At 31.4% G+C, this 25,838-nt stretch carries 25 protein-coding genes and 1 tRNA gene; 13 read left to right on the top strand and 13 right to left on the bottom strand.

The window, feature by feature from the left end:
- Positions 1–304: 304 nt before the first annotated feature.
- Positions 305–377 (bottom strand) — tRNA-Met (locus tag Q8S45_RS10135).
- 94 nt (positions 378–471) lie between these two features.
- On the opposite strand from Q8S45_RS10135, the gene era reads away from it, so the two are divergent.
- Positions 472–1,356 carry a GTPase Era gene (gene era / locus Q8S45_RS10130; protein ID WP_305604330.1) on the top strand — a complete coding sequence of 295 codons (885 nt, stop codon included), beginning with the start codon at positions 472–474 and terminating at the stop codon, positions 1,354–1,356.
- A gap of 161 nt (positions 1,357–1,517) precedes the next feature.
- On the opposite strand, the gene Q8S45_RS10125 is transcribed toward era, so the two are convergent.
- Complete coding sequence (locus Q8S45_RS10125) at positions 1,518–2,021, bottom strand: GTP-binding protein (protein ID WP_305604329.1); 504 nt, start codon at positions 2,019–2,021, stop codon at positions 1,518–1,520.
- A gap of 123 nt (positions 2,022–2,144) precedes the next feature.
- On the opposite strand from Q8S45_RS10125, the gene der reads away from it, so the two are divergent.
- On the top strand, positions 2,145–3,446 hold the full coding sequence (gene der / locus Q8S45_RS10120) for a ribosome biogenesis GTPase Der (protein WP_305604328.1): 1,302 nt from the start codon (positions 2,145–2,147) through the stop codon (positions 3,444–3,446).
- Positions 3,447–3,502: 56 nt separating this feature from the next.
- Here the strand turns inward: der and Q8S45_RS10115 are convergent, their stop codons facing one another.
- From Q8S45_RS10115 to Q8S45_RS10090, 6 genes are read right to left on the bottom strand one after another with little or no spacing between them, the layout of a single operon-like run.
- Positions 3,503–4,036, bottom strand: coding sequence for a hypothetical protein (locus tag Q8S45_RS10115; protein WP_305604326.1), 534 nt, complete (start codon positions 4,034–4,036; stop codon positions 3,503–3,505).
- Positions 4,037–4,057: 21 nt separating this feature from the next.
- Positions 4,058–4,873, bottom strand: coding sequence for a YgcG family protein (locus tag Q8S45_RS10110; RefSeq protein WP_305604324.1), 816 nt, complete (start codon positions 4,871–4,873; stop codon positions 4,058–4,060).
- Positions 4,874–5,311: a TPM domain-containing protein gene (locus Q8S45_RS10105; RefSeq protein ID WP_305604322.1), complete on the bottom strand. Its 438-nt coding sequence runs from the start codon at positions 5,309–5,311 to the stop codon at positions 4,874–4,876. It abuts the gene before it with no gap.
- Positions 5,311–5,919 (bottom strand): LemA family protein, encoded by a 609-nt coding sequence (locus Q8S45_RS10100; RefSeq protein ID WP_305604320.1) that lies wholly within the window; start codon positions 5,917–5,919, stop codon positions 5,311–5,313. Before Q8S45_RS10100 ends, Q8S45_RS10105 begins: the two co-directional genes overlap by 1 nt.
- A gap of 58 nt (positions 5,920–5,977) precedes the next feature.
- The gene (locus tag Q8S45_RS10095) at positions 5,978–6,313 is read right to left on the bottom strand and encodes a MerR family transcriptional regulator (protein ID WP_305604318.1); all 336 of its coding nucleotides are present in this window, start codon (positions 6,311–6,313) and stop codon (positions 5,978–5,980) included.
- A complete protein-coding gene (locus Q8S45_RS10090) occupies positions 6,313–7,281 on the bottom strand; it encodes a M23 family metallopeptidase (RefSeq protein WP_305604317.1) in 969 nt (322 codons plus the stop codon). Before Q8S45_RS10090 ends, Q8S45_RS10095 begins: the two co-directional genes overlap by 1 nt.
- Positions 7,282–7,411: 130 nt before the next feature.
- Here Q8S45_RS10090 and alaS point away from each other — a divergent pair, with 130 nt between their 5' ends.
- The 7 genes from alaS to Q8S45_RS10055 all read left to right on the top strand — a co-directional run bounded on the left by alaS (position 7,412) and on the right by Q8S45_RS10055 (position 15,932).
- Positions 7,412–10,027: an alanine--tRNA ligase gene (gene alaS, locus Q8S45_RS10085; RefSeq protein ID WP_305604316.1), complete on the top strand. Its 2,616-nt coding sequence runs from the start codon at positions 7,412–7,414 to the stop codon at positions 10,025–10,027.
- Between the two features lie 107 nt (positions 10,028–10,134).
- Positions 10,135–11,082 carry a GSCFA domain-containing protein gene (locus Q8S45_RS10080; protein WP_305604314.1) on the top strand — a complete coding sequence of 316 codons (948 nt, stop codon included), beginning with the start codon at positions 10,135–10,137 and terminating at the stop codon, positions 11,080–11,082.
- Between the two features lie 81 nt (positions 11,083–11,163).
- Entirely contained in the window at positions 11,164–11,514 is a 351-nt protein-coding gene (locus Q8S45_RS10075) for a T9SS type A sorting domain-containing protein (RefSeq protein ID WP_305604311.1), read from the top strand.
- A gap of 342 nt (positions 11,515–11,856) precedes the next feature.
- Positions 11,857–12,882 carry a hypothetical protein gene (locus Q8S45_RS10070; RefSeq protein WP_305604309.1) on the top strand — a complete coding sequence of 342 codons (1,026 nt, stop codon included), beginning with the start codon at positions 11,857–11,859 and terminating at the stop codon, positions 12,880–12,882.
- 9 nt (positions 12,883–12,891) lie between these two features.
- Positions 12,892–13,119, top strand: a complete 228-nt coding sequence (locus tag Q8S45_RS10065; RefSeq protein WP_305604308.1) for a hypothetical protein — start codon at positions 12,892–12,894, stop codon at positions 13,117–13,119.
- A gap of 167 nt (positions 13,120–13,286) precedes the next feature.
- Complete coding sequence (locus Q8S45_RS10060; protein WP_305604306.1) at positions 13,287–15,230, top strand: sensor histidine kinase; 1,944 nt, start codon at positions 13,287–13,289, stop codon at positions 15,228–15,230.
- A 51-nt stretch (positions 15,231–15,281) separates the two neighbouring features.
- Complete coding sequence (locus Q8S45_RS10055; RefSeq protein WP_305604304.1) at positions 15,282–15,932, top strand: response regulator transcription factor; 651 nt, start codon at positions 15,282–15,284, stop codon at positions 15,930–15,932.
- A 61-nt stretch (positions 15,933–15,993) separates the two neighbouring features.
- On the opposite strand, the gene Q8S45_RS10050 is transcribed toward Q8S45_RS10055, so the two are convergent.
- Both Q8S45_RS10050 and Q8S45_RS10045 read right to left on the bottom strand, forming a co-directional pair.
- On the bottom strand, positions 15,994–16,305 hold the full coding sequence (locus Q8S45_RS10050) for a rhodanese-like domain-containing protein (RefSeq protein WP_305604303.1): 312 nt from the start codon (positions 16,303–16,305) through the stop codon (positions 15,994–15,996).
- Positions 16,306–16,377: 72 nt separating this feature from the next.
- Complete coding sequence (locus Q8S45_RS10045; protein ID WP_305604302.1) at positions 16,378–18,114, bottom strand: aromatic amino acid hydroxylase; 1,737 nt, start codon at positions 18,112–18,114, stop codon at positions 16,378–16,380.
- A 102-nt stretch (positions 18,115–18,216) separates the two neighbouring features.
- Here Q8S45_RS10045 and Q8S45_RS10040 point away from each other — a divergent pair, with 102 nt between their 5' ends.
- Positions 18,217–18,987, top strand: a complete 771-nt coding sequence (locus Q8S45_RS10040; RefSeq protein WP_305604300.1) for a M48 family metalloprotease — start codon at positions 18,217–18,219, stop codon at positions 18,985–18,987.
- Positions 18,988–19,148: 161 nt separating this feature from the next.
- On the opposite strand, the gene dusB is transcribed toward Q8S45_RS10040, so the two are convergent.
- Complete coding sequence (gene dusB, locus Q8S45_RS10035) at positions 19,149–20,129, bottom strand: tRNA dihydrouridine synthase DusB (RefSeq protein ID WP_305604298.1); 981 nt, start codon at positions 20,127–20,129, stop codon at positions 19,149–19,151.
- A 343-nt stretch (positions 20,130–20,472) separates the two neighbouring features.
- Between dusB and Q8S45_RS10030 the strand changes: the two genes are divergently transcribed.
- The 3 genes from Q8S45_RS10030 to lepA all read left to right on the top strand — a co-directional run bounded on the left by Q8S45_RS10030 (position 20,473) and on the right by lepA (position 24,437).
- A complete protein-coding gene (locus tag Q8S45_RS10030; protein WP_305604296.1) occupies positions 20,473–21,576 on the top strand; it encodes a hypothetical protein in 1,104 nt (367 codons plus the stop codon).
- Between the two features lie 9 nt (positions 21,577–21,585).
- Positions 21,586–22,566 carry a Gfo/Idh/MocA family protein gene (locus Q8S45_RS10025; RefSeq protein ID WP_305604294.1) on the top strand — a complete coding sequence of 327 codons (981 nt, stop codon included), beginning with the start codon at positions 21,586–21,588 and terminating at the stop codon, positions 22,564–22,566.
- A 74-nt stretch (positions 22,567–22,640) separates the two neighbouring features.
- On the top strand, positions 22,641–24,437 hold the full coding sequence (gene lepA / locus Q8S45_RS10020) for a translation elongation factor 4 (RefSeq protein WP_305604291.1): 1,797 nt from the start codon (positions 22,641–22,643) through the stop codon (positions 24,435–24,437).
- 72 nt (positions 24,438–24,509) lie between these two features.
- Here lepA and Q8S45_RS10015 read toward each other — a convergent pair whose 3' ends face one another.
- Both Q8S45_RS10015 and Q8S45_RS10010 read right to left on the bottom strand, forming a co-directional pair.
- Complete coding sequence (locus tag Q8S45_RS10015) at positions 24,510–25,343, bottom strand: IS3 family transposase (protein WP_305604289.1); 834 nt, start codon at positions 25,341–25,343, stop codon at positions 24,510–24,512.
- Positions 25,343–25,838, bottom strand: a 496-nt coding sequence (locus Q8S45_RS10010; protein WP_371133012.1) for a transposase, incomplete at its 5' end; no start/stop codon positions are given. The genes Q8S45_RS10010 and Q8S45_RS10015, both read right to left, overlap by 1 nt.

Raw genomic sequence — 25,838 nt, 5'->3', positions numbered from 1 at the left:
TTGTAATTAACGAGATTTATACTTTAGCCTCCTTCAAATTTAACTAAATAGCCTTAATGTTTAACAATTAGTGATTATATTTTCAATTTCAACACTACTTCTAACAACAAAATATGGAATTTATGGAAAAATCAAAACTAGTTTCGTATTTACAAGACCTCCATATAGAAAAGTCAAAATTGAATTTATCAATATCGAACCTCAAAAGTTAATGAAATATTTTCTTTAATCTCAGCAATATCGAGGGATAACAGAGGAGAAATAAAAAACCCATCACTTAAAAATGGTGATGGGTCTTGCTTAGTAGCGGGGACTGGACTCGAACCAGCGACCTTCGGGTTATGAGCCCGACGAGCTACCTACTGCTCTACCCCGCGATTTGGATTGCAAAGATACAACTTTTTTCAAAAAAGCAATAATTTATTTAAATTAAAATTTTAAAGAGTACCTTTGCATCCTTAAATATTGAAAATGAAGCACAAAGCAGGTTATGTAAATATTATTGGCAATCCAAATGTTGGTAAATCAACCTTAATGAACGCATTTGTTGGAGAACGTTTGTCGATTATTACCTCTAAAGCTCAAACAACCAGACACAGAATCTTGGGAATTGTGAATGGAGAAGATTTTCAAATTTTATTTTCAGACACTCCTGGCATTTTAAAACCTGCCTATGAGTTACAAGCTTCTATGATGAGTTTTGTGAAATCGGCCTTTGAAGATGCTGATGTGCTTATCTATATTGTTGAAATTGGTGAAAACGAATTAAAAGACGAAGCTTTTTTTAATAAAATTACCAATGCTACAATTCCTGTGCTTTTATTAATTAACAAAATTGATAAATCTTCCCAAGAAGAAGTGGAAGAAAAAGTCCTGTATTGGAAAGAAAAAGTGCCAAATGCTGAGGTTTTTGTGATTTCAGCCCTAGAAAAATTTAATGTTGATGGTGTTTTTAGTAGAATTATTGAGTTACTGCCAGAATCACCTGCCTTTTATCCAAAAGACCAATTAACAGATAAACCTGAACGTTTTTTTGTAAATGAAGCCATTAGAGAAAAAATACTAATGCATTATAAAAAAGAAATTCCATATTCTGTTGAAGTTGATACCGAAGAATTTATTGAAAGTGAAAAAATCATCAAAATTCGTTCTGTAATTATGGTAGAAAGGGAAACACAAAAAGGAATCATTATTGGCCATAAAGGTGCACCACTTAAAAGAGTTGGTACCGAAGCTCGGAAAGATTTAGAGAAGTTTTTTGATAAAAAAATTCATTTAGAATTATATGTTAAAGTAAATAAAGATTGGCGAAGTGATAAACGTCAATTAAAACGCTTTGGGTATACTAATGATTAGTTTTAAGTTTTAAGTTTTAAGCTGTAAGTTGTAAGTTGTAAGTTGTAAGTTTTAAGAGGAATAAAGTAAATTACCCCTATTCGCTTTTCACTTTTCTAATTCGCTAAACCCTAAACACGCTGCAACTATTTTTTAATGCCTATTGCCTAACAACTTTATTGCTATTTTTCAAGGGTTTTAATCATAAATTCATGAAGCTCTTCCATTTGTTTTCGCCCTGAACTTTTTCCCCATCGACCCATAAAATACATTAAAATCCATAATATTGGTATTCCAATTACAACAAATAAAGCCATGCTAAAATCTTCTTTTAATACATATTTTACATAGGCAATAATAGAAAATCCAATAAAAGCTACTGCCATTCCAAAATGGATAAACATAAAAAATGTCCATACCTGATCTTTTGGCCCAAATAATCCTTTTAAAACTGATTTATTTTTTGTAACTGATTCAATTTCAATATTTAATTGAGGTGACCAAAATTTATCTTCAACTTCTGGAACCTTTATAATAATATGACCATCAACAATTTTAGTACAATACTTACATTCCTGATTTTTACTATTATCAGCAAATTTTTTTATAACTTCTTGCTGACTTTCATTAAAGTCTATTTTAAATCTAGGTCGTAAAAACACATCGCTGTTTTTTTGTTGTTCCATTGGTTTTAGATTTTTTTGTTTTGAAATATACTATTTAAAATCAAATGTCGAACAATAGGTTCATTAATAAATTATTAGCCAAATAAAATTGTGTACTTTTGCAAAAAAATTAAAAAACATCGCATGAGTAATATTGTAGCCATTGTAGGAAGACCAAATGTTGGAAAATCAACATTATTTAACCGTATGGTTAAAAGTAGAGATGCTATTGTTGATTCGGTTAGTGGAGTAACCCGCGACAGGCATTATGGTAAAGGAGATTGGAATGGAAAAGAATATTCTGTAATAGATACTGGTGGATATTCACTTGGATCTGATGATGTTTTTGAAGAAGAAATTAGAAAACAAGTGCAACTTGCAATAGACGAAGCAGATTCCATCATTTTTGTGGTTGATGTTGAGGAAGGTATTTCTCCAATGGATAGTGCTGTTGCAAACTTATTGAGAAAAGTAGACAAGCCTATTTTTTTAGCTGTAAATAAGGTTGATAATGCAATGCGTGACAAAGATGCCGTTGAATTTTATAACCTAGGATTAGGGGAATATTTTACAATTTCTAGTATTAATGGCAGTGGAACTGGAGAATTGTTAGATGCCGTAGCTGAAAAATTGGATGATTCTGTTATTCTTGAAGATGAATTACCAAAATTTGCCGTTGTTGGAAGACCAAATGCTGGAAAATCATCATTTATAAATGCTTTAATTGGTGTAGACAGAAATATTGTTACAGATATTGCAGGTACAACCAGAGATTCTATAGATACTAAGTACAATCAATTTGGTTTTGAATTTAATTTAGTTGATACCGCCGGAATTCGCAAAAAATCAAAAGTAAAAGAAGATTTAGAATTCTATTCGGTGATGCGTGCTGTTCGTTCAATTGAAAATTGTGACGTTGCAATTATAATTTTGGATGCTACTAGAGGATTTGAAGGACAAGATGAAAATATTTTTTGGCTTGCTGAACGCAACAAAAAAGGAATTGTTATTTTAGTAAATAAATGGGATTTAGTTGAAAAAGAAACCAACACCATTAGAGATTTTGAAGCTCAAATTAGAAGAGAAATTTCTCCTTTTACAGATGTCCCAATCATTTTTGTAAGTGCACTAACTAAGCAACGTATTTTTAAAGCCATTGAAACCGCAGTTGAAGTATTTGAAAATAGAAAAAAACGAATTCCTACCAGTAAGCTAAATGAAACTATGTTGGAAATTGTAAAAAACTATCCTCCACCCTCCTTAAAAGGGAAATTTGTTAAAATAAAATATTGTATGCAATTACCAACACCAACCCCTCAGTTTGTGTTTTTCTGTAATTTACCACAATATGTTAAAGATGCCTACAAACGATTTGTTGAAAATAAAATGCGTGAAATCTACGACTTTAAAGGGGTGCCTATTGTAATTTATTTTAGACAGAAGTAAAGAATTGGCTATTGGCTATTGGCTATTGGCTATTGGCTATTGGCTAAAATAACTAATTACGATTTTATTGTTTTATTGTAATACCCTAAAATTACACCTAAAACCACACTCCAAATGGCGGCTAAACCAATTTGATAAGGTTTATCTAACATAAAAGTTATGGTATGTGCCGGAATCCAAAACCAAATTAAGGATAACATTCCTTTATCTATATTATCCCAATTATTTTGTTTAGCAATTATATTATCTAAATAACGGTGAAAAATCACCAAAAACAATCCGAATTGTAAATTCATGAAAACGGAAATAGCAAATGCATTTCCAAATAATCCCAATTTTGGAAGAAATCCGTATTCAATTAACTGATTAACAAACCCAGTATAACCAATAAATGCATATTTAATTGTAATTGCTAAAATAGCCCATTCTATCATTTTTAAAATTACAATATATGCTTTATAAGGAATGAAAACTTTGCCTTGTTGCATCCATTTTGAAATAATATCTCCAAAAGTTCCTAAAATAGCAAACTGCACCATTGCACTATAAATGGGATATGCTTTTACAATTTCAACATATGAGATAATCATCAAAAATAATTTAAAATAAGATTACCAACCACCACCAGCGCCACCACCACTAAAACCTCCGCCACCAAAACCACCACCAAAGCCACCACTGCCAAAGCCGCCAGATGAACCTCCACCAAAACCACCACCGAAGCCTCCTCTACCGGCTCTACTTAAAAGTATAGCTGTTAAAATATCTCCAGCAACTGAATCTCCTTTATTTCCTTTGTTACTGCCACCACTTCCTTTATCTTTTTTTGAAAAAATAACAAGTAAAACAAAAAAGATTATTAAAATAATAAATATTGGAGGTAATCCCGAATTTTGTTTATCCGATTTTCGTTCTCCTTTATAAGTGCCATTTAAAACTTCAAAAATAGCATCAGCTCCTTTATTTAATCCGCCGTAAAAATCTCCGGCTTTAAATTCAGGAACAATAATTTCTCTAACAATGCTCCCAGAAGTACCAGCAGTTAATTTATGCTCCACACCATAACCAGGCGCTATCCAAATTTTACGCTCTTTGTTGGCCAACAAAACTAAAATACCATTGTCTTCTCTTGCTTGGCCAATACCCCATTCTTGAGCCCATTTCGGCGTTAAAATACCAATATCTTCACCATTAATGGTTTCAACGGTAATAATAACAATTTGAGTAGATGTTGTGTCGGAATATTGAATTAATTTTTGTTCTAAAGCTGCTTTTTGCTCATTGGTTAATACTTTCGCATAATCGTAAACACTCGTTTGCAATTTAGGTTTTGCTGGAATGGTAAATTGTCCAAAAACAACCTGACTTGTTATAAGAAGTGCTAAAAAAAATCCTGCTTTATATGATATTGTATTCAATATATTCATTTATCCTTTTGAAATTTCATTAGTTAATTCATTGGTGTCATCCTTTTCAAAAGGGAAAAATTCTTTTAGTTTGTTACCAACTTCAACAATTACTTTTTCTAATCCGAGAGCGTATTCTCCTTTTGAAAAAAAGGAAAAAGCAATTTCTTTTTCACTTTCCCAAAAATTTATCGGCACCTTATCATGAATTCCTTTATCACCTATAATGGCAAATTTTTTAGAATCTACAGCAACATAAATAAGAACTCCGTTTCTATATTGAGTTAAATCCATTTCCAAAAAATGAAAAACCTCCAAGGCTCTATCCATTGGAGGTTTTTCTGTACTTTTTTCTATATGAACACGTATTTCACCTGAAGTATTTCTTTCAGCTTCTTTAATTGCTTCAATAATACTATATTCTTCTTTGGCGGTTAAAAATTGTTCAACTTTTGACATTATTCTTTGTTGCCGAAATCAAATTTTACATCTGGAGCATTTTCTGCACCTGCTTCTGCATCAAAATATGGTTTTCCATCAAAATCAAAGAAACCAGCTAACAAGTTATTCGGGAATGTTTTTATGTGATTATTAAATGGCTTTATGGCTTCGTTATAACGGGTACGAGCCGTTAAAATTTGATTTTCGGTACTCGTTAACTCATCTTGTAATTTCAAAAAATTCTGATTCGCTTTTAAATCTGGATAACGTTCAACGGTTACCAATAAACTTTTTAAAGCACCGCTTAAACCACCTTGAACCTCATTAAACTTAGCCAATTGTTCTGGTGTAATATTTGTTGGATCAATGTTTATTGAAGTTGCTTTAGCTCTGGCTTCAATAACAGAAGTTAACGTTTCTCTTTCGTAATCAGCTGCTCCTTGCACTGTATTTACTAAATTTCCAATTAAATCGCTTCTACGTTGGTAGGCTGTTTGTACATTTCCCCAACTTTCAGAAACTGTTTCATTCAATTGTATTGCGTTGTTGTAAAATCCTTTTACCCAACTATAGCCCGAAAAAACTACTAATACTATGATTACTACAGGTATAATCCACTTTTTCATTTATATAAAATTTAATGTTTAGTTATTTAGTTTGCATTTTATTAAAATTGTTACAAAATTATTCGGAAATCTGATTTTTAATTTTCAGTAATTCAGCTTTAATACCTTGTAATTTCAAAATAATGTCATGATTGTTTTTAACGCCTTCAGGGTTTTCCTTCAATTTACTTTTTGCGCCATCTAAGGTAAATCCTTTTTCTTTTACTAAATGATAAATTAGCTTAAGATTTTTGATATCTTCAGGGGTAAATAATCTATTCCCTTTTTTATTCTTTTTAGGTTGCAACACGTCAAATTCATTCTCCCAAAAACGAATATGTGATGTATTTAACCCAAACGCCTTGGCTACTTCTCCTATTTTGTAATATCTTTTCTCAGGTAAGTTTATGTGCATTAGTCTAAAGATTGTCCTTCAATTTGAGCAGCTCTTTGCATAGCCGCAAATTCTTCAGGAGATAAATTCCCATAATAAAAATTGATTGGATTTACATTAATTCCGTTTTTCATAATTTCATAATGTAAATGTGGCGCTTGTGAACGTCCTGTATTACCAACAAATCCAATTAAATCTCCTCTTTTAACTCGTTGCCCTTTTCTAACATTAAATTTACTCATATGGGCATATAAAGATACATATCCGAACCCATGATTAATTCTTATATGCTTTCCATAACCGGCTGCATCTTGATCTGCTCTAGCCACTACGCCATCTCCTGAGGCAAAAATTCGTGTTCCAGTTTTTGCCGAAAAATCCATTCCCATATGTCTCTTTCTTGCTTTTGTAAAAGGATCTGATCGCCAACCATAACCTGAGGCCATTTGTCTTAAATTTTTATTTTCAATAGGTTGAATTGCTGGTATTGCCGCTAATAATTTTTCTTTATTCTCGGCTAATTTCACAATTTCATCCAAAGATTTTGATTGAATATACAATTGTTTAGAAAGTATGTCCATATTTTTAGTAACATCAATTATCATGTCAGAATTATTAAATCCTTCCAATGCTTTATACCTGTTTACACCTCCAAATCCACCTCTTCTTTGTTCTTCAGGAATTGGGTTTACTTCAAAATAAAGACGGTAAATATTGTTATCCCTTTCTTGTAATTCAGTCAATAAAACTTGTAATTGGCCTATTTTTTTATTGTGTAACTCTCCATTTAATTTTACAAACTCTAACTCTCTTTTTAATTCTTTTTCTCGAGGAGATTCAAAAACGCGTGAAAACACTAAGAATCCTAATACCATAAAGGCAAAAGCCGTTAAAACAGATAAAAACAACTTTCTTAAACTAATTAATTTTGTTTTTATTTTTCTGTAAGATAAGGTATCTGAATCGTAATAATATTTAACTTTCGCCATAAATATAATTTATCTTATTTTTGCACTTCAATATAGTAGAAAACTACATTATTGACATGTACAATTAACAAATTTACAAAATGTTTTACAATTGTTGTAAAGCAGGTTTATTTTTTCATATAATTAACAAATGAAGTCACAACAAGTTCGACAACAATTTTTAGATTTTTTTGCTTCAAAAAAACATAGTATAGTTCCTTCTTCACCAATGGTTTTGAAGAACGATCCCACATTAATGTTTACCAATGCAGGCATGGTGCCTTTTAAAGAATATTTTTTAGGACAAAAAAATGCCACCGACAAACGTGTTGCAGATACTCAAAAATGTCTTCGAGTTTCAGGTAAACACAACGATTTAGAAGAAGTTGGTAAAGACACTTACCATCATACAATGTTCGAAATGCTTGGCAATTGGAGCTTTGGAGATTATTTTAAAAAAGAAGCAATAGACTGGGCGTGGGAATTATTAGTTGATGTATATAAAATTGATAAAGATTCGTTATATGTTTCTGTTTTTGAAGGTTCCAAAGAAGATGGGTTAGGTTACGACCAAGAAGCCTATGATTTATGGAAAAACCACATTAGCGAAGACCGAATTATTAACGGAAATAAAAAAGATAATTTTTGGGAAATGGGTGCTCAAGGACCTTGTGGACCTTGTTCTGAAATACATGTTGATATTAGATCAGCAGAAGAAAAAGCAAAAATTTCAGGAAAAAGTTTGGTGAATAATGACCATCCGCAAGTAGTAGAAATTTGGAATTTGGTTTTTATGGAATTCAACCGTAAAGCTGATGGATCTCTAGAAAAATTACCAGCTCAACACGTAGATACAGGTATGGGTTTTGAACGTTTGTGCATGGTTTTACAAAATGTTCAATCTAATTACGATACCGATGTTTTTACACCTTTAATTAGAGAAGTTGAGGCAATAACCAATAACGATTATGGTAAAAATGAAGATGTTGATATTTCTATTAGAGTAATTGCAGACCATGTGCGTGCTGTAGCTTTTGCAATTGCAGACGGACAATTACCTTCAAATACAGGTGCTGGATATGTTATTAGAAGAATTTTAAGAAGAGCTATTAGATATGGTTTTACTTTTCTAAATCAAAAAGAACCGTTTATTTACAAATTAGTAGGTACGTTAAGTAAGCAAATGGGAGAATATTTTCCTGAGTTAAAAACTCAAAAACAATTGGTTACTAATGTGTTAAAGGAAGAAGAAAATTCATTTTTAAGAACATTAGACCAAGGTTTGGTATTGTTAGATGGAATTATAAAAAACACCAAAGGAACTGAAGTGTCTGGTAAAAAAGCATTTGAATTATTTGATACTTATGGTTTTCCTATAGATTTAACAGCCTTAATTCTTTCTGAAAAAGGAATGACATTAAATGAAAATGATTTTAACACAGAACTAGAAAAACAAAAAACAAGATCAAGAGCTGCAGCCGCAGTAGAAACTGACGACTGGGTTGTTTTAGATGAAGATGATTTGGAAGAAGAATTTATTGGTTACGACACCTTAGAGGCTAAAGTTAAAATTACAAGATACAGAAAAGTTTCATCTAAAAAAGACGGAAATCTATTTCAAATCGTATTTAATATGACTCCTTTTTATCCTGAAGGTGGTGGACAAGTTGGTGATAAAGGATATATTGAAGTTACAAATGGAAATGTGATTTATATTGTAGATACCAAAAAAGAAAATAATCTCATCATTCATTTTGCTGAAAATTTACCGAAAGATCCTTCACAAACTTTTAGAGTTGTTGTTGATGAAAAACAACGTTCAAGAACCGCTTGCAACCATACTGCAACACATTTATTACACCAAGCTTTACGTGAAATTTTAGGAACTCACGTTGAGCAAAAAGGTTCTGCTGTGCACTCAAAAAATTTACGTTTCGATTTTTCTCATTATGCAAAATTAACTGTTGATCAATTGCGCGATGTAGAAGATTTTGTAAATGCTAGAATTGACAGTAAAATTCCATTAGAAGATTTTAGGAATATTCCTATGCAAACGGCGCTAGATAAAGGAGCAATGGCTCTTTTTGGAGAAAAGTATGGTGATACTGTTCGTGCTATAAAATTTGGAAATTCTATGGAGCTTTGTGGTGGAACTCACGTTCAAAACACTAGCGAAATTTGGCATTTCAAAATCACTTCTGAAAGTGCAATTGCTGCTGGAGTTAGACGTATTGAAGCCATTACAAGTGATGCTACCAAAGATTTTTATTTTGAAACCAATAAAGTATATTTCGAATTAAAGGATTTATTAAAAAATCCTGTAAATCCACATAAAGCAATTACAGATTTACAAGAAGAAAATAACACCTTAAAAAAACAAATTGAGAATTTACTTAAAGAAAAAGCTGGCAATTTAAAAGGAGATTTAATTAACGAAGTTAAACTAATTAATGGGGTTAACTTTTTAGCTAAAAAACTTGATTTAGATCAAAATAGCATTAAAGATTTAGCTTTTGAAATTGGTAATCAGGTAGATAATTTGTTTTTATTAGTTGGAACTGAATCTGAAGGAAAAGCATTTTTAACTTGTTTTATTTCAAAAAATCTAGTTGAATCCAACGATTTGGATGCTGGAAAAGTTGTTAGAGAATTGGGTAAATTTATTCAAGGCGGCGGCGGCGGACAACCGTTTTTTGCAACTGCAGGAGGCAAATACCCAGCAGGTATAGCTGAAGCGCTAAAAGAAAGTAAAAAATATATTTTGTGAATCCACGTCATTACGAGGAGTGAAATGACGAAGTAATCTCACACAAATAAACAGATTGCCACAGCAACAAATAAGTTGCCTCGCAATGACAAATTAATGAAAATATCATGGATTTCAGAACCAACATAAATCTTCAAAAAGAAGCTAATCAAATTGATTATAGCTCAAAATTGTTGTTAATTGGTTCGTGTTTCTCTGAAAACATAAGTGCAAAATTATCATATTTTAAATTTAATGTTAAAAGCAATCCATTTGGTATTTTATTCAATCCAATTGCAATAGAACATTTAATTTCAAATGCTTCAAATTCAAAAATTTACACTGAAAAGGATGTTTTTCAATTAAATGAACGATGGCATTGTTTTGATGCCCATTCCGATTTAAGTTCAAGTGATAAACAAAAATTACTTCAAAATTTAAATCACGCCATTGCATCAACCATTAAACAATTGCAAGAAGCAACCCATATTATAATAACCTTAGGAACTTCTTGGGTATACAAACTTATTGAAACCAATTCTGTTGTAGGAAATTGTCATAAAGTTCCTCAAAAAAAGTTTTTGAAAGAATTACTTTCAGTTGATGAAATTACAGCTTCTTTAGAAAATATGTGTGCCTTTATTAAAAATGCAAATCCAGCAGTAACTATTATTTTTACTGTAAGTCCTGTACGTCACTTAAAAGATGGATTTGTCGAAAATTCACAGAGTAAAGCACATTTATTAACTTCAATTCATCAGATTGTTCCCCTTTTGGGGGTTAGGGGGCTGTATTTTCCTTCCTATGAAATTATGATGGATGATTTACGTGATTATCGTTTTTACACCAATGATATGTTACATCCAAATGAAACTGCCATTAATTATATTTGGGAACAATTTCAACAGGTTTGGATTGATGAAAAAACAACTTCAACGATGAAAGAAGTTGATTCCATTCAAAAAGGGTTAGCGCATAAGCCTTTCAATTCAAATTCAGAACAACATCAAGAATTTTTAACTGATTTACAGATAAAAATAACTTCACTAAAAAATAACTTCAACATCGCATTCTAACTAAAAATACGTCATCTGCCGTATTGATTTGCTTTTTAATTTATAAGACTTTTGAAACAATACTAATCAAAATGTCTATTTATGAAAATTCAAAAATTAAACAAATTATTAATAATTTCACTATTGCTTAGTGGAACTATTATAACTGCTCAAAAATCGGATCCGAATTTTGTCTACGATGTAGGTGGTAACATAGAAAAAATGACTGTCACAGATTCTGGAGTTCTTTTAATAACTCATGGAAAAGGCCTTGCTGGAATTAAACCAGGCCAAAAAGAATTGGTTTTCAATTTACTTGGAGAAACGTTAATTAGCATGAAAACAAATGCAAAAGAAATTGAAGTAGATTTATCAGCTTTGCCCTCTGCAACTTATTTTGTAAAGATTATTTCAGACGGCAGGGGAAAAGTAGTTAAAGTAAATAAATATTAAGAGGTCAGTTTTCAATTAGTTTTTTACTTTAAAATCCATTTTTACAAAGTTGTTCAATAAATCAAATTTGATATGATATTTTTCTCTTTAGGAATTATTCTCGTGCTTATTGCAACATTAGTTTATCTGAATATTCAGTTTTATAAAGAGCGAGAGAATTTCAAACTTAATCTCTATGTATTAAAAGGTCTTATTTTACAAAATAGTAAAGCACAATCAGAGCAAAAAGAAAAGCTAAAACTTTCGGAAGAATTAGAAAAGCGTAAAATGGGTTCTACGATTTTCTTTAAATCAAACTTGAAAAAACTAATTTATTAGAACCCACCTTATAAACTTAACATTATGAAACTTGTAATCACAACATTAATCATTAGCCTTTTGTGTATAGGCTCATTTGCACAAACCATTTCGGCAGTCGAATTAAAATCGGATATCACCGGAATAGGGAAACTGAAGAAAGCCCCAAAAAAAGTATTCATTTCGCAATTCCGGGTTATGTACCAGGTGATGTATATAGCAGAAGATGAAAAAAAAGGAAGCGTATATGAGGGCGGAATGACAGGTGATGTAAAAGTACAGCTTGCAATAGGCTTGCAGGGGCTTACAGAAACCGACTTGGTTCAAAACACCAATTACCTGTATCAGCAATTTATTAACCGCCTTAAAACTTCCGGGTATGAAATTATATCAGCCGATGAAGTCGCAGGTATAAAAGTATTTAAAGACTGGGAACGAAAAAAAGGAGGTGGGTTAAGCAATGCACAGTATAAAGGGTTCATTATGAGTACACCTGAAAATTTCGATTATTTTATAAAAGGCTCTAAAAAAGATGGCGGGGAGAAAAGCACTTTTACTGACAACTCTGCTAAAATTTCATATCAGCTTGATAATGTAACAGTCATGAGGATAAATCTTGTGATACCTCTGGCAGAAGACGCAGAATCGTGGGCCAGCGGGGCTTTTAAATTAGGAGGTGCCAAAGTAGTAGCCGAAACTGCATTACGATTAACTAACGAAATGGCAACAACCGGCAAAACATTCAGCGCAGATCTAGCCACTACCCAAATAACTTTTGCCAACAGCGAAGCCATGTCACTTCCCACCAGTACGGGATTCTTTAATTTGAAAAAAGCCGTGGAGATCAATGATGTGATTGAAAGAAAAAAATATAAAGTTACCGGTGCATCGAATCATGACTGGACAGGAACCAACATGGGACTTTATCAGCTATTTGAAGTGGATAATCAATTCATAAGAAAAGTAATTCCTGTGCCGGTAGAACCGGCTAAATATAATAATGGAGTAAGAAAGGCCGGCGAAGAATTTTTTAAAGCCTGCTTAGATGAATTTTTGAGTGCTACAAAATAATTTACTGAGATGAGCAAACGTTTTAAATCAACATCAGCTACAAAAGACGCACAATTTATGTTATCTAAATTAGATGATGGAGTTGGTCTTGTTAAAGTAAGTAAAGACTCAGGAAAGCCAACCAAAGAAATTATTTTGAATGATAAAAAACCAGAATATGAAGTAGACGAATGGGGAGGTTTCCTATATTATAAAGCAAGTGGCAGTACTATTAATGCCTTTGATTTAAAACAATAAAAACCAATATCATGAAAAAGACTGCTTCAATTTTTTACGAAAAATGAGGCGGTCTTTTTTTTCAATTCAGTCCTCAAAAAAGTCAAATTGCTTATTTTCATATTATTAATATAATCGAAATCAAAAAAAATACTTTTTTTTGTATATTGCTGTACATTAAAATTTCTATGAAACTAAAACTAGCCATCTTACTTTCAGTTATTTACTTATCATCCTTTGCGCAAAACAAAGTATTAGATAGTCTTTTAAAGGTTTCTAAAAATCAGAAGGGTGAGATTTATATAAATACCTTAAATGAAATTTCTTGGGAATATAAAAATTCTAACATAGATAGTGCATTATTTTATGCACAAAAATCGTTAATAATTTCAACTAAATTAAAAAATAAAAAAGCAATAGCTTCATCCTTTAATAGTTTGGCAAATTGCTACGAAGCAATAGGAAAACTAGATAGCTCAAGAACATATCATCAAAAAAGTTTAGATATTCAGCTTCAAATTAAAAACATGGTTGGCGCTGCAGATTCCTATAACAATTTAGGAATTGTGTTCGATTTACAAGGCGATTTTGATTTATCACTTAAAAGTTACTTTAAAGCTTTAAAAATTTATGAAAATGAAAAGGTAGAATTTGATAAAATTCCAATGGTGTTAGTCAATATTGGTATTGTATATAAAAAACAAAAACAATATGATAAAGTTTTAGACTACTACAGAAGAGCACTTAAAATATATGAAGACAATAAGTATGAATTTGGCGTAGTATTAACTAAAGGGAATATTGGATCGGTTTCATTGTATTTAAAAGACTACAATAACGCCATAAAATATTCAAAAGAGGCGCAAGATTTATATGTAAAATTAGGCTATGAAAGATATGTGCCTTATATGTTGAATAATATTGCAATTGCAAAAGATAGTTTACAATTAAATTCAGAAGCTCAAGACTATTATAAAAAAGCGATCAATCTTTTTGAAAAGGATCAAAATCTTTACGAATTGTGTTATGCTCAAATTGGATTAGCTAATAGTTATAAAAAAGGAAAAAGATTTGAAGATGCTTCTAAAGTATTAAAAAGTGCCCTCGAGGTTATCAACAAAAAAGGTTTTAAAGCACTTAAAACGGATGCCTACAAACTAATGGCTGCTATAGAAGCTCAATTGGGAAATTACAAAGTTGCATTTGATTATTATAATTTATATGCTAAAGGGAAAGACAGCTTATTAGAAGAAAATAAAATTAAAACCATTTTTGAATTAGACACCAAATACCGTTCAGAAAAAAATGAAAAAGAAATTTCTCAACAAAAAGAACAACTATTAAAAAATGAAATACAAATAAAAAATAAAAATTTATTCGCCATTTTATTAGCAGCTGGTTTGTTAATTTTAGGAATTATCACCTTCGGATTGTTCAAACGTCACCAACATAAAAGGAGAGAATATTTAAATCAATTAGAACTTAAAGAAGTACAAACTTATAGTAAGTTACAAGATCAACGACTTAGAATTTCACGAGATTTACACGATAATATTGGCTCACAGCTCACATTTATAATATCATCAATTGATAACCTAAACTTTCTTACAAAAAAGTCAAACGAAAAACTTCGCATGAAGCTTTCAGAAATAAATGAATTCGCAAGCTCCACTATTACTCAATTACGAGATACCATTTGGGCAATGAATAAAAACGAAATAACTTTTGAAGATTTTCAAGGAAGAATTTTAACCTTTATTGAAAAAGCAAAAACAATAGCAACTAAAATTCATTTCAACTTTAATTCGACAGTAAAAAGTAACATTATTTTTTCTTCAATAAAAGGTATTAATATTTTTAGAGTACTGCAAGAAGCTACCAATAATACTATTAAATATGCCAATGCTTCCGAAATTTCAATTGAAATTTCAGAAAACGAAAATGAACTATTTTTTATCATCTCAGATAATGGGAAAGGTTTTGATATAAACAAAATAGAACTTGGTAATGGGTTGGAAAATATGCAACGAAGAATTCAAGAAATTGATGGTGCAATAACTATCAATTCCGAAATTAATAAGGGCACAACAATTACTATTACTTGCCTAAAAAATAGGTCAAATGCCGTATAGTTTTAGGCTTAATTAATAAGTATATTTACCTAAACTAAAAAATCTATCATTATGAATCTTAAAATAGCCATTGCTGAAGACAATAACTTTTTAGCAAAAGCTGTGATTGAAAAATTATCTTTTTTTAATGATTTAGAATATAAATTTAGAGGTGCAAATGGTGCCGAATTAATAGGAAAACTAGAAGTAAATCATAATATTGATGTGATTTTAATGGACATTCAAATGCCTGAAATGGATGGTATTGTTGCCACTGAAATTGTAAAAGCAAAATACCCCCATATTAAAATACTGATGCTCACAGTTTTTGATGATGATGAAAATATCTTTAACGCCATTAAAGCTGGTGCTAGTGGCTATTTATTGAAAGAAATTGATGCTGAAAATTTACATAAAAGTATTCTTGAAGTTACCAACGGTGGCGCACCTATGACGCCAAGTATTGCGTTGAAAACACTTAAATTATTGCGAAATCCTATACTGTCTGAAAATGATGTAAAAATAGATGAAATAAAACTTACCCATAGAGAAACTGATATCTTAGAGCATTTAAGCAAAGGGTTAAATTATAACGAAATTGCAGATAATTTAATTATTTCTCCATCTACAGTTAGAAAGCATATTGAAAATATTTACAAAAAATTACAGGTACATAATAAAATGGAGGCGGTATTAAAAGCCAAGAAACAAAAGCTGATTTGAGATTTAATCAAAAAAAAGAAACTTCCACATCTCCTTTTAACTGAAACATTTTTTTAATTTTTTATTTTACAAATTTTGCAACATTTTGCCAAGGACCTCCATTAATTATATCAATTCCCTGTTGTTTAAGGAAAGATGTAGCCTGTCCGCTTCTGGCACCACTTCGACAAACAGCTATAATTTTTTTATTCATTTTTTTTATCTCTGCCACTTTTGAAGGAATACTGTTCAAAACAATGTTTTTTGAACCTTTAACATGCCCATCTTTAAATTCGTCAACTGTTCTAACATCAATAACTACGGCTCCATCATTTAAATATTCTTCAATGGGTGCTCTACTATTACTATCTCCAAATAATCCGAAAAAACTCATACTTTATTCTATTTGATTTTAGCGCAAAGTTAAAATTTTATACTATAACATACGTAACACGTGTTACTATTTTTATTTTTGAATTAATTTAAGACCTTGACCTATTAAATGTTGATGTTTTTTTTGATTTTTTAAATAAGTTTTAACATCTGACTCAAAATCAGTATTTAAGCCATATATCATCTCATAAATTTCTAAAACAAGCAACCAATCATTTTTGAAATTATGTTTTAATTCTTTAAATATAGAATACAAAGTTAATTGGTCTGTCTTTTTATTTGCTCTAATAATGGCAACTTTTTCGTACAAATTATGCAACTGTACTTCTTTTTGAGAATAGGAAATTTTTATGGTTTTTTCAGTTGAGACTTCACCAATATCAGCAAAAGAATGTACAGAGGCTGGCCCTGCAAAAGCAGAAATTACTTTTTTTCCAACCGCCATATCGTACACTCCCCATTCCGGTTTAAATAAAAATGTTTCATCGTGAGTAACAGTACAATTTTTAAAAGATATTAAAATTATTTTTCCTTGCAAATCCCGTTTCCCAGTTATTACTTCTCCTTCAACTTTTATATTTCCTTCAAACTTCAAAACAGTAGTTTTTCCTTCATATATTCCATATACTTCCAAATCTTTTGGAGACATGTCTTCTATAGCCAAATTAATCCCCTTCAATTTTCCAATAGGACTTCCAAAACCTTGAGCATGATTCTCAACTCCATGTCCAATTAATTCCTTATCCCTGCTCGCTAAAGCAGTTGGTCCAGTTGTTTGAACATAAATTGGCTTATCATATTCATCTTTAATAACTTTTGTAAAAATTCCAGAAATTTGTATGCCAGTACTCAACTCAATAGTTCCCAAGCACGATGATTCAATTAACTTTTGAATTCCTTTCAATCCTCCTTTTCTAAGGGACATTTTATTTGCAAATTCTTCTAACACCATACTTAAATGAGCAAAATCTGGCGTAACATATAACTGTGGTTGCGGTTTTGTAATATCAAAATTCTGTGTTGCGGCATCTAATGTATATGGTATTTTTTTAACCTTATTGGTTAAACACCATTTACTTTCGCCAATAGAAGATAACAAGCCCGCTCCATAAATTTTAGGGTTTTCCAATGTTCCAATCAACCCATATTCAACGGTCCACCAATGCAAATTTCTTATTTGTGCCATTTCAGATAATTCTCCAATATGATTTTGAAGTTCTTCCACTTTTGCTTCGGCAATTTTTAACTTTTCTTTTGATGAATTTGGATTTTCTTTCAGAATGGATAATAAACGAACGGCTTCATACATTTCATAATCCTTTGAAGAAGAAATTGCCTTGCTTCCAATTTCTCCAAACCGTCTTAAATATTCAGCATATTCCGGATTAGCAATTATAGGTGCGTGACCAGCAGCCTCGTGAATAATATCAGGTGCTGGTGTGTATTCTATATGATCTATAGTTCTAATATCCGATGCAATTACCAAAACATTATACGCTTGAAATTCCATAAAAGCATTTGGGGGTATAAAACCATCAACAGAAACTGCTGCCCAACCAATATCTTTTAAAATACGGTTCATTCCTTGCATTTTAGGAATTTGATTCTTCAAAACACCTGTTTTTTTCAAACCATCCAAATAAGATTCATGTGCAACCTTACTCAGATAATCAACATTTAATCGCATTACATACCTCCAAACTGCTTGATTTTGAGCAGTATATGATTCATATGGTTGTTTTACAATAAATTTATGTAAATGTTTTGGTAATTTTTTGGTTACCTGATTCAATGTAAAAACTTGTTTCATTTTATTATAATTAATAGTGTGAAAATACAATATTTTAACATTTTGAACTGTTATTCACAATAAATTTTCGGTGTATCTTTACAAAAATCAAACATCATAATTATGAGAGGTGGAAGTTCAAAAGTAAAATTACTCATAGGAGCAGCAATTATTCTTTTTGCTTTATTTCAATATTATTCAAAGAGCGAAGTGAATAAATTTACTGGTAAAAAGCAACATATTTCTATTTCAACTGAAGAAGAAATAGCTATAGGATTACAAGCTGCACCATCAATGACACAGCAACATGGAGGATTATATCCAGATCAAAAAATTCAAGATTTTGTAGATATGGTTGGACAAAAATTGGTAGATAATAGTGTAGCCAAACAGACTGAATATAACTACGAATTTCATCTTTTAAAAGACTCAGAAACAATTAATGCTTTTGCCCTACCTGGCGGACAAATATTTATTACTTATGCCTTGTTTTCAAAACTAGAAAATGAAGGACAACTAGCTGGAGTTTTGGGACACGAAGTTGGTCATGTAATTGGAAGACATTCTGCAGAACGTATGGCTAAGCAAGGGCTAACTCAGGGAATTGTGAGTGGAGTTGCGATAGGTTTTGACCCAAATACTGCACAAGGTGCTGCCGCAATTGCAAATGTAATTAATATGAGTTATGGTAGAGATGATGAATTGGAAAGTGACGACTTAGGTGTTAAATTTATGATCGATGCTGGCTATAACCCACTTGAATTAATTGGCGTTATGAAAATTTTAAAAGCTGCTTCTGGACCAAATAAAACTCCTGAAAGAATGAGTACTCATCCTGATCCAGAAAATAGAATCGAAAAAATTAAAGAAGCTATAGAAAAATATAAAAAATAAAGCAGTATCTCAAAATTTGTGATAGTAAACACTCCCCCTAACCCTCAATAGATAATTCCTTCTTTTAGACCTATACCTTTTGCCTATTACCTTTTTACCATTACCTTTTGCCTATTGCCCTTTACCTTTTGCCTAATGCCTAATGCCTAATGCCTAAAAAATCAACCAAACTTTTGTAACACCTCATCAAAAGCATCGTACACACCTTGTGCTGTGTCTGACTTTACCATTTTTAAACGGTATTCTTTAAAATCTGGGATTCCTTTAAAATAATTAGTATAATGTCGGCGTGTTTCCATAACACCTACTATTTCCTTGCCTTTCCAATCTATTTCCATTTCTAAATGCCTACGTGCCATAACAACTCTATCTGCCAAAGAAATTTCTGGTAAGTGTTCTCCAGTTTCAAAAAAGTATTTTACTTGTTTAAAAAACCAAGGATTTCCAATACTTGCTCGGCCAATCATGGCGCCGTCTAAACCATATTTATCACGCATTTCCATAGCACGTTCAGGAGAATTAACGTCCCCATTCCCAAAAATTGGAATGAACATTCTTGAGTTATTTTTAACCTCAGCAATAGGAGCCCAATTTGCCGTGCCCTTATACATTTGTTTGCGAGTACGGCCGTGAATTGAAATTGCAGCACATCCAACATCCTGCAATCGTTCAGCAACTTCAACAATTTTTATAGAGCTTTCGTCCCAACCTAACCTAGTTTTAACAGTAATTGGTAATTTGGTATGTTTAACCATTGCTTCAGTCAATTTCACCATTAAATCAATATCTCTTAAAATTCCTGCTCCTGCACCTTTGCTCACAACTTTTTTTACCGGACAACCAAAATTAATATCAATAATATCTGGATTCGATTGCTCTACTATTTCTACCGTTCTAAGCATTGATTCTAAATCGGCACCAAAAATTTGAATCCCAACCGGACGTTCTTTTTCGTAAATATCCAGTTTTTTTCTACTTTTTGCTGCGTCACGTATCAATCCTTCCGAAGAAATAAATTCGGTAAAAACCACATCTGCTCCTTGCTCTTTGCACAATGCTCTAAAAGGGGGATCGCTCACATCTTCCATTGGCGCTAACAATAATGGAAAATCGCATAATTCTATGTCTCCAATTTTTATCAAAATGTAATTTTAAGATTGCAAAAATACTAATTATTTTTGATTCATATTTTTTTTGGGTTCCTTTCAGGTTAGGTTTTACACTATATCCAAACAATAATTCCACTCTGTTTCATTATAACAGAAGAATGTCGCTAGTGTCTCTAAGCAGTTTTGCGCCATCTGAATAGAACGATATTTTGAAAGCAGTGCTACAATCTTAAGATTTGAACTTCATATTTCAGTTTTACCTCACCTACCTATTGTTTATAAGGTTCAATTTGTCAAAAAATAAATATGCATTTAGACTTTACAACTTTCAACTAAAAATAAATTGTATTTTTGATATTTATATAAAAAAAATAACATGAAATTAAAAATCTCCTATATAGTTGTTCTAGTTCTTTTTTTAGGCTGTAAAACCTCACAAAACAAAACTGGTCAGGATGCTAAATCTGGTGCTACAAAAATTGTAAATACACTTCATTACCCTCAAGAAAAACATTTAAAAAACATAAAACAACTGACTTTTGGAGGCGACAATGCTGAAGCATACTGGAGTTTTGACAATACTAAATTAGTTTTTCAAGCAAGTAATGTTTGGGGATTAGCATGTGATCAAATTTTTACAATGAATATTACTGACGATTTAAGTAAGGGACAAAAACCACAATTAATAAGTACTGGTTTAGGAAGAACAACTTGTAGTTATTTTTTACCTGGAAATGAATCAATCGTTTATTCTTCTACACATTTAGCAGATTTAAACTGCCCACCAGTTCCAAAAAAAGAAGATTATGGTAACAAATATATTTGGTCAGTTTATAAAGGTTTTGATATTTTTACTGCCGACATAAAAGGAAATCAACTAAAACAATTAACCTTCGAAGAAGGTTATGACGCGGAACCAACCGTTTCATCAAAAGGCGATAAAATTGTATTTACTTCAACAAGAACAGGAGATTTAGAATTGTTTACAATGAATCTTGACGGATCAAACGTTAAACAAGTGACTTTTGAATTAGGATATGATGGTGGGGCATTCTTTTCGCCTGATGGTTCAAAATTAATATTTCGTGCTTCACGACCAAAAACAGATGAAGAAATAAAAGAATATAAAGATTTACTTGCTGAAGGATTAGTGCAACCTACAAATATGGAATTGTACATATGCAATATTGATGGGAGCGAATTAACTAAAATTACTAATTTAGGAAGTGCCAATTGGGCTCCTTTTTTTCACCCTTCAGAAAAAAAAATCATTTTTTCTTCGAATCATAAATCAAAACATAGCTTTAATTTATTTATGATAAATGTAGACGGAACAGGTCTTGAACAAATTACTTATGACACCGTTTTTGATGCTTTTCCTATGTTTTCTCCAGATGGAAAAAAGATTGTTTTCTCTTCAAACAGAAACAATAATGGAACACGTGATACTAATTTATTTATAGCAGATTGGGTTGATTAATTAATAACTATGGGAAAAACATATAATTGGGCTATATTAGGTTGTGGTAAAATCGCTAGAAAATTCGTAACAGAATTAAAAGAGTTACCAAATGCGAAATTGTATGCTACTTCAGCCAGACAATTGACCAATGCTGAAGATTTTTCTAAAGAATTTGGCTTTGAAAAGGCTTATGGTTCTTACCAAGAAATGGTGAATGATCCAAAAGTAGATATCGTTTATATTGCTACGCCGCATAACTTTCATTCTGAACACACCTTGCTGTGTTTGAATCATAAAAAAGCGGTGTTATGCGAAAAAGCATTTGCAATAAACTCTAAAGAAGTTAGACAAATGATTCATGCTTCAAAAGAAAATAACACTTTTTTAATGGAAGCTTTTTGGGTTGTTTTTAGACCAAAGTTCAAAAAGGTATTAGCACTTATACAGACAGAAAATTTAGGGAAATTAAAGTTTGTGAAATCCGATTTTATGTTTAATGGTGAGTTCAATCCTAATAACAGATTGTACAATTTAGATTTGGGTGGAGGCTCCCTTTTAGATATTGGAATTTACCCAATATTTACTTCACTAATGTTACTAGGCACACCAACAGTTATTAAAGTTTTACCCTATTTTAGTACAACCGGTTCCGAAGAAAGTATTGCCATGCTTTTTGGCTATAAAAATGGAGAAACTGCTGTTTTAACTTCCAGCTTTGCCGCAAGTTGTAAAAATGAAACTGAATTATGTTTTGAAAACGGATATATTAAATTTGATCGAATTTCTAACAATCCAATTTTATTACAATTAAATAACAAACAACAACTAATTGATTTTGAAACTGGACCACACCTTGGATATCATTTTGAAGCTTTGCACGTTATGGAATGTTTAGACAAAAATTTAAAGGAAAGTCCAATTTTACCACTCTCTTTAAGCTTAAACCTCATGGAAATTTTAGATGCTGTTAGAAAAGAGGCTGGCATTGTTTTTCCAAACCACGACTAAAACAAGAATTAACGTGTTGAACGCAAAACTATTTAGCTATATTTGCGCAAATATTGAAGACAGGAACACGACGTATGAAAAACATTAGAAATTTTTGCATTATTGCACATATTGATCACGGAAAAAGTACACTTGCCGATAGATTATTAAGTATAACTGGAACCACAACTGCTCGTGAAGAACAAGCACAATTGTTAGATAGTATGGACTTAGAACGTGAACGTGGCATTACCATTAAAAGTCATGCCATTCAAATGGATTATACTTTTGAAGGTGAAAAATATGTGTTGAATTTAATTGACACCCCTGGTCACGTAGATTTTTCTTATGAAGTTTCAAGATCTATCGCCGCCTGTGAAGGAGCTTTACTTATTATTGATGCAGCACAAAGTATACAAGCGCAAACAATTTCAAATTTGTATTTAGCGCTGGAACAAGATTTAGAAATTATTCCTATCCTTAATAAAGTAGATTTACCAAGTGCCAATCCAGAAGAAGTTACCGATGATATTGTTGCATTATTAGGTTGCAAACCAGAAGATATTATTCATGCAAGTGGAAAAACAGGATTTGGTGTAGAAAATATTTTAAAAGCTATTATTGAAAAAATTCCTGCGCCAAAAGGAGATGTTAATGCGCCATTACAAGCATTAATTTTCGATTCGGTTTATAATTCTTATAGAGGTATTGAAACTTATTTTAGAATATTTAATGGAGAAATAAAAAAAGGACAACGTATCAAATTTTTAGCTACTGGCAAGGAATATAATGCGGATGAAGTGGGGACATTAAAATTAACCCAGGTAGCCAAACAAAGTATTAAAGCTGGAGATGTTGGATACTTAATAACCGGTGTTAAAACAGCAATTGAAATTAAAGTTGGCGATACTATTACGGACCCTTTAAATCCGACAGATGTTAGAATTGATGGTTTCGAGGACGTAAAACCAATGGTATTTGCAGGTATTTACCCAGTAGATACTGAAGAATATGAAGAGCTTCGTAGTTCCATGGAAAAATTACAATTAAACGATGCTTCCTTAGTATTTATTCCGGAAAGTTCTGCAGCTTTAGGTTTTGGATTTAGATGTGGTTTCTTAGGAATGCTTCATTTAGAAATTGTGCAAGAACGTTTAGAACGTGAGTTTGATATGACCGTAATTACAACAGTGCCAAACGTTTCTTATAATGCGTATACTAACAAGCATCCCGATATTCCTCTTTTAGTAAACAATCCATCCGATTTACCTGAACCTTCAAAACTTAATAGAGTTGAAGAACCATATATAAAGGCTACCATTATTACCAAAGCAGATTATATTGGACCCGTAATGAGTTTGTGTATTGAGAAAAGAGGTCAAATTGTAAATCAAACATATTTAACTCCTGAGCGAGTGGAACTAACATTTAATATGCCTTTAGCCGAAATTGTTTTTGATTTTTACGATCGATTAAAAACAGTTTCAAAAGGATATGCTTCATTTGATTATCATCCAATTGGATTGAAGGAGTCAAAATTGGTTAGAGTTGATATTTTATTAAATGGAACCTCCGTAGATGCTCTTTCCTCATTAATTCACGCAGATAATGCCTATTATATTGGAAAAAAAATGTGTGAAAAACTTCGTCAGTTAATACCTCGCCAACAATTTGATATTCCAATTCAAGCAGCAATTGGAGCTAAAATTATTTCGCGTGAAACCATAAAAGCACTTCGTAAAGATGTAACCGCAAAATGTTATGGAGGAGATATTTCACGGAAACGTAAGCTGTTAGAAAAGCAAAAGAAAGGTAAAAAACGTATGAGACAAGTTGGTAATGTTGAAATACCACAGGAAGCTTTTATGGCAGTTTTAAAATTGAATGATTAATCAAAAAAAATAATTACATAAAAAAAGCACCGTAAAAATAGACTGAACCCAAAAAGTTAGACAAATTTATAATTAATTTTGACAATAATGAGCTCGATATTTTATCGGGCTAATTTTGTTTAGATTTGATTTAATTCTTTCGTTATTATAATAGTCTATATATTGTTTGATTTCAAGTTTTAGTTTTTCGGTACTACTGAACTTTTGTATATAATAGAGTTCAGATTTTAGTATTCCAAAGAAGTTTTCTATAATGGCATTATCCAAGCAGTTCCCTTTTCTTGACATACTTTGTGTAATTCCTTTTTCTTTCAATAAATGTTGATATTGTTTCATCTGATATTGCCAACCTTGGTCAGAATGCAAGGTTAGATTGGTATTGTTTGGTATTTTCTTAAAAGCCTTTTTAAGCATCACAACCACTTGATTAAAAACAGGTCTTTCTGTTAGCTCATAGCTGATTATTTCTTGATTGAACAAATCTATAATAGGTGATAAATAAAGTTTATTACCTGCTACATTAAATTCAGTTATATCAGTAGCCCATTTTTGGTTGGGTTGAGTTGCTTTAAAATTACGCTCTAAAATATTGGGCACTATTTTACCCTGTTCTCCTTTGTAAGATCTATATTTTTTAATCCTAATGACACTTTTTAATCCCATAAATTTCATCAGTTTCGAAACGGTTTTATGATTGATAATTATTCCTGTATTATTTAACTCATCTGTAATTCTTCTATACCCATAACGTCCTTTATGCTTCTGATAAATAACCTTAATCAACTCTTTAATCATTTTATATTTATCATCCGATTTATTTTGTTTTTGATAGTAATAAAAACTACTACGTGCCATATTAGTGCGATTTAAAAGTAGATTTAAATCATATTTATGCCTTAATTCCATTATGGCTTGCGCTTTTTGGCTAGCTCTTCGACTTGAATTAAGGCTTGTAACTTTTTTAGTAAATCATTTTCACAACGAAGTATTTCTATCTCCAGTAATAATGCTTCTTCTCTAGTTAATGGCTTGTCTGATTTACGTTTTTTACGTTTAAAATTGCTCATGTTCTTAGATTTGTCCCTAGGCTTTGATTGTAACCCTTCCAAACCAAATCTAGTGAAATCTCTTTGCCATTTGATAATAATTGAAGCGTCTGGGATGTTAAATTTTAAACAAATTTCTCTTAATGATAGGTAATCTTTATCTATCGATTTTAAAACTTTTAACTTAAAATCAACTGAATAACGTTGATTTGTCCTTGGGATCAAACCTTGTTTACCATATGTTTGGTAAAACCCAACCCATTTACGAATGTTTGATTCGTTAGGACCTTTCTGCTTTGAAACTAATAAACATGAATAATGTTTCTCTAATACTAATTTTACACATTCAAGTTTA

The sequence above is a fragment of the Lutibacter sp. genome (genome assembly GCF_030692605.1).
Classification (GTDB): Bacteria; Bacteroidota; Bacteroidia; order Flavobacteriales; family Flavobacteriaceae; genus Lutibacter.
Note: the sequence above shows the minus strand (reverse complement) of the source record. Positions and strands in the feature narration are given on the sequence as shown.

Excerpts from the sequence above, each read along its gene's own strand:
- era (WP_305604330.1), top strand. The coding sequence starts at position 472 with ATGAAGCACAAAGCAGGTTATGTAAATATTATTGGCAATCCAAATGTT.
- Q8S45_RS10125 (WP_305604329.1), bottom strand. The coding sequence starts at position 2,021 with ATGGAACAACAAAAAAACAGCGATGTGTTTTTACGACCTAGATTTAAA.
- der (WP_305604328.1), top strand. The coding sequence starts at position 2,145 with ATGAGTAATATTGTAGCCATTGTAGGAAGACCAAATGTTGGAAAATCA.
- Q8S45_RS10115 (WP_305604326.1), bottom strand. The coding sequence starts at position 4,036 with ATGATTATCTCATATGTTGAAATTGTAAAAGCATATCCCATTTATAGT.
- Q8S45_RS10110 (WP_305604324.1), bottom strand. The coding sequence starts at position 4,873 with ATGAATATATTGAATACAATATCATATAAAGCAGGATTTTTTTTAGCA.
- Q8S45_RS10105 (WP_305604322.1), bottom strand. The coding sequence starts at position 5,311 with ATGTCAAAAGTTGAACAATTTTTAACCGCCAAAGAAGAATATAGTATT.
- Q8S45_RS10100 (WP_305604320.1), bottom strand. The coding sequence starts at position 5,919 with ATGAAAAAGTGGATTATACCTGTAGTAATCATAGTATTAGTAGTTTTT.
- Q8S45_RS10095 (WP_305604318.1), bottom strand. The coding sequence starts at position 6,313 with ATGCACATAAACTTACCTGAGAAAAGATATTACAAAATAGGAGAAGTA.
- Q8S45_RS10090 (WP_305604317.1), bottom strand. The coding sequence starts at position 7,281 with ATGGCGAAAGTTAAATATTATTACGATTCAGATACCTTATCTTACAGA.
- alaS (WP_305604316.1), top strand. The coding sequence starts at position 7,412 with ATGAAGTCACAACAAGTTCGACAACAATTTTTAGATTTTTTTGCTTCA.
- Q8S45_RS10080 (WP_305604314.1), top strand. The coding sequence starts at position 10,135 with ATGGATTTCAGAACCAACATAAATCTTCAAAAAGAAGCTAATCAAATT.
- Q8S45_RS10075 (WP_305604311.1), top strand. The coding sequence starts at position 11,164 with ATGAAAATTCAAAAATTAAACAAATTATTAATAATTTCACTATTGCTT.
- Q8S45_RS10070 (WP_305604309.1), top strand. The coding sequence starts at position 11,857 with ATGAAACTTGTAATCACAACATTAATCATTAGCCTTTTGTGTATAGGC.
- Q8S45_RS10065 (WP_305604308.1), top strand. The coding sequence starts at position 12,892 with ATGAGCAAACGTTTTAAATCAACATCAGCTACAAAAGACGCACAATTT.
- Q8S45_RS10060 (WP_305604306.1), top strand. The coding sequence starts at position 13,287 with ATGAAACTAAAACTAGCCATCTTACTTTCAGTTATTTACTTATCATCC.
- Q8S45_RS10055 (WP_305604304.1), top strand. The coding sequence starts at position 15,282 with ATGAATCTTAAAATAGCCATTGCTGAAGACAATAACTTTTTAGCAAAA.
- Q8S45_RS10050 (WP_305604303.1), bottom strand. The coding sequence starts at position 16,305 with ATGAGTTTTTTCGGATTATTTGGAGATAGTAATAGTAGAGCACCCATT.
- Q8S45_RS10045 (WP_305604302.1), bottom strand. The coding sequence starts at position 18,114 with ATGAAACAAGTTTTTACATTGAATCAGGTAACCAAAAAATTACCAAAA.
- Q8S45_RS10040 (WP_305604300.1), top strand. The coding sequence starts at position 18,217 with ATGAGAGGTGGAAGTTCAAAAGTAAAATTACTCATAGGAGCAGCAATT.
- Q8S45_RS10030 (WP_305604296.1), top strand. The coding sequence starts at position 20,473 with ATGAAATTAAAAATCTCCTATATAGTTGTTCTAGTTCTTTTTTTAGGC.
- Q8S45_RS10025 (WP_305604294.1), top strand. The coding sequence starts at position 21,586 with ATGGGAAAAACATATAATTGGGCTATATTAGGTTGTGGTAAAATCGCT.
- lepA (WP_305604291.1), top strand. The coding sequence starts at position 22,641 with ATGAAAAACATTAGAAATTTTTGCATTATTGCACATATTGATCACGGA.
- Q8S45_RS10015 (WP_305604289.1), bottom strand. The coding sequence starts at position 25,343 with ATGGAATTAAGGCATAAATATGATTTAAATCTACTTTTAAATCGCACT.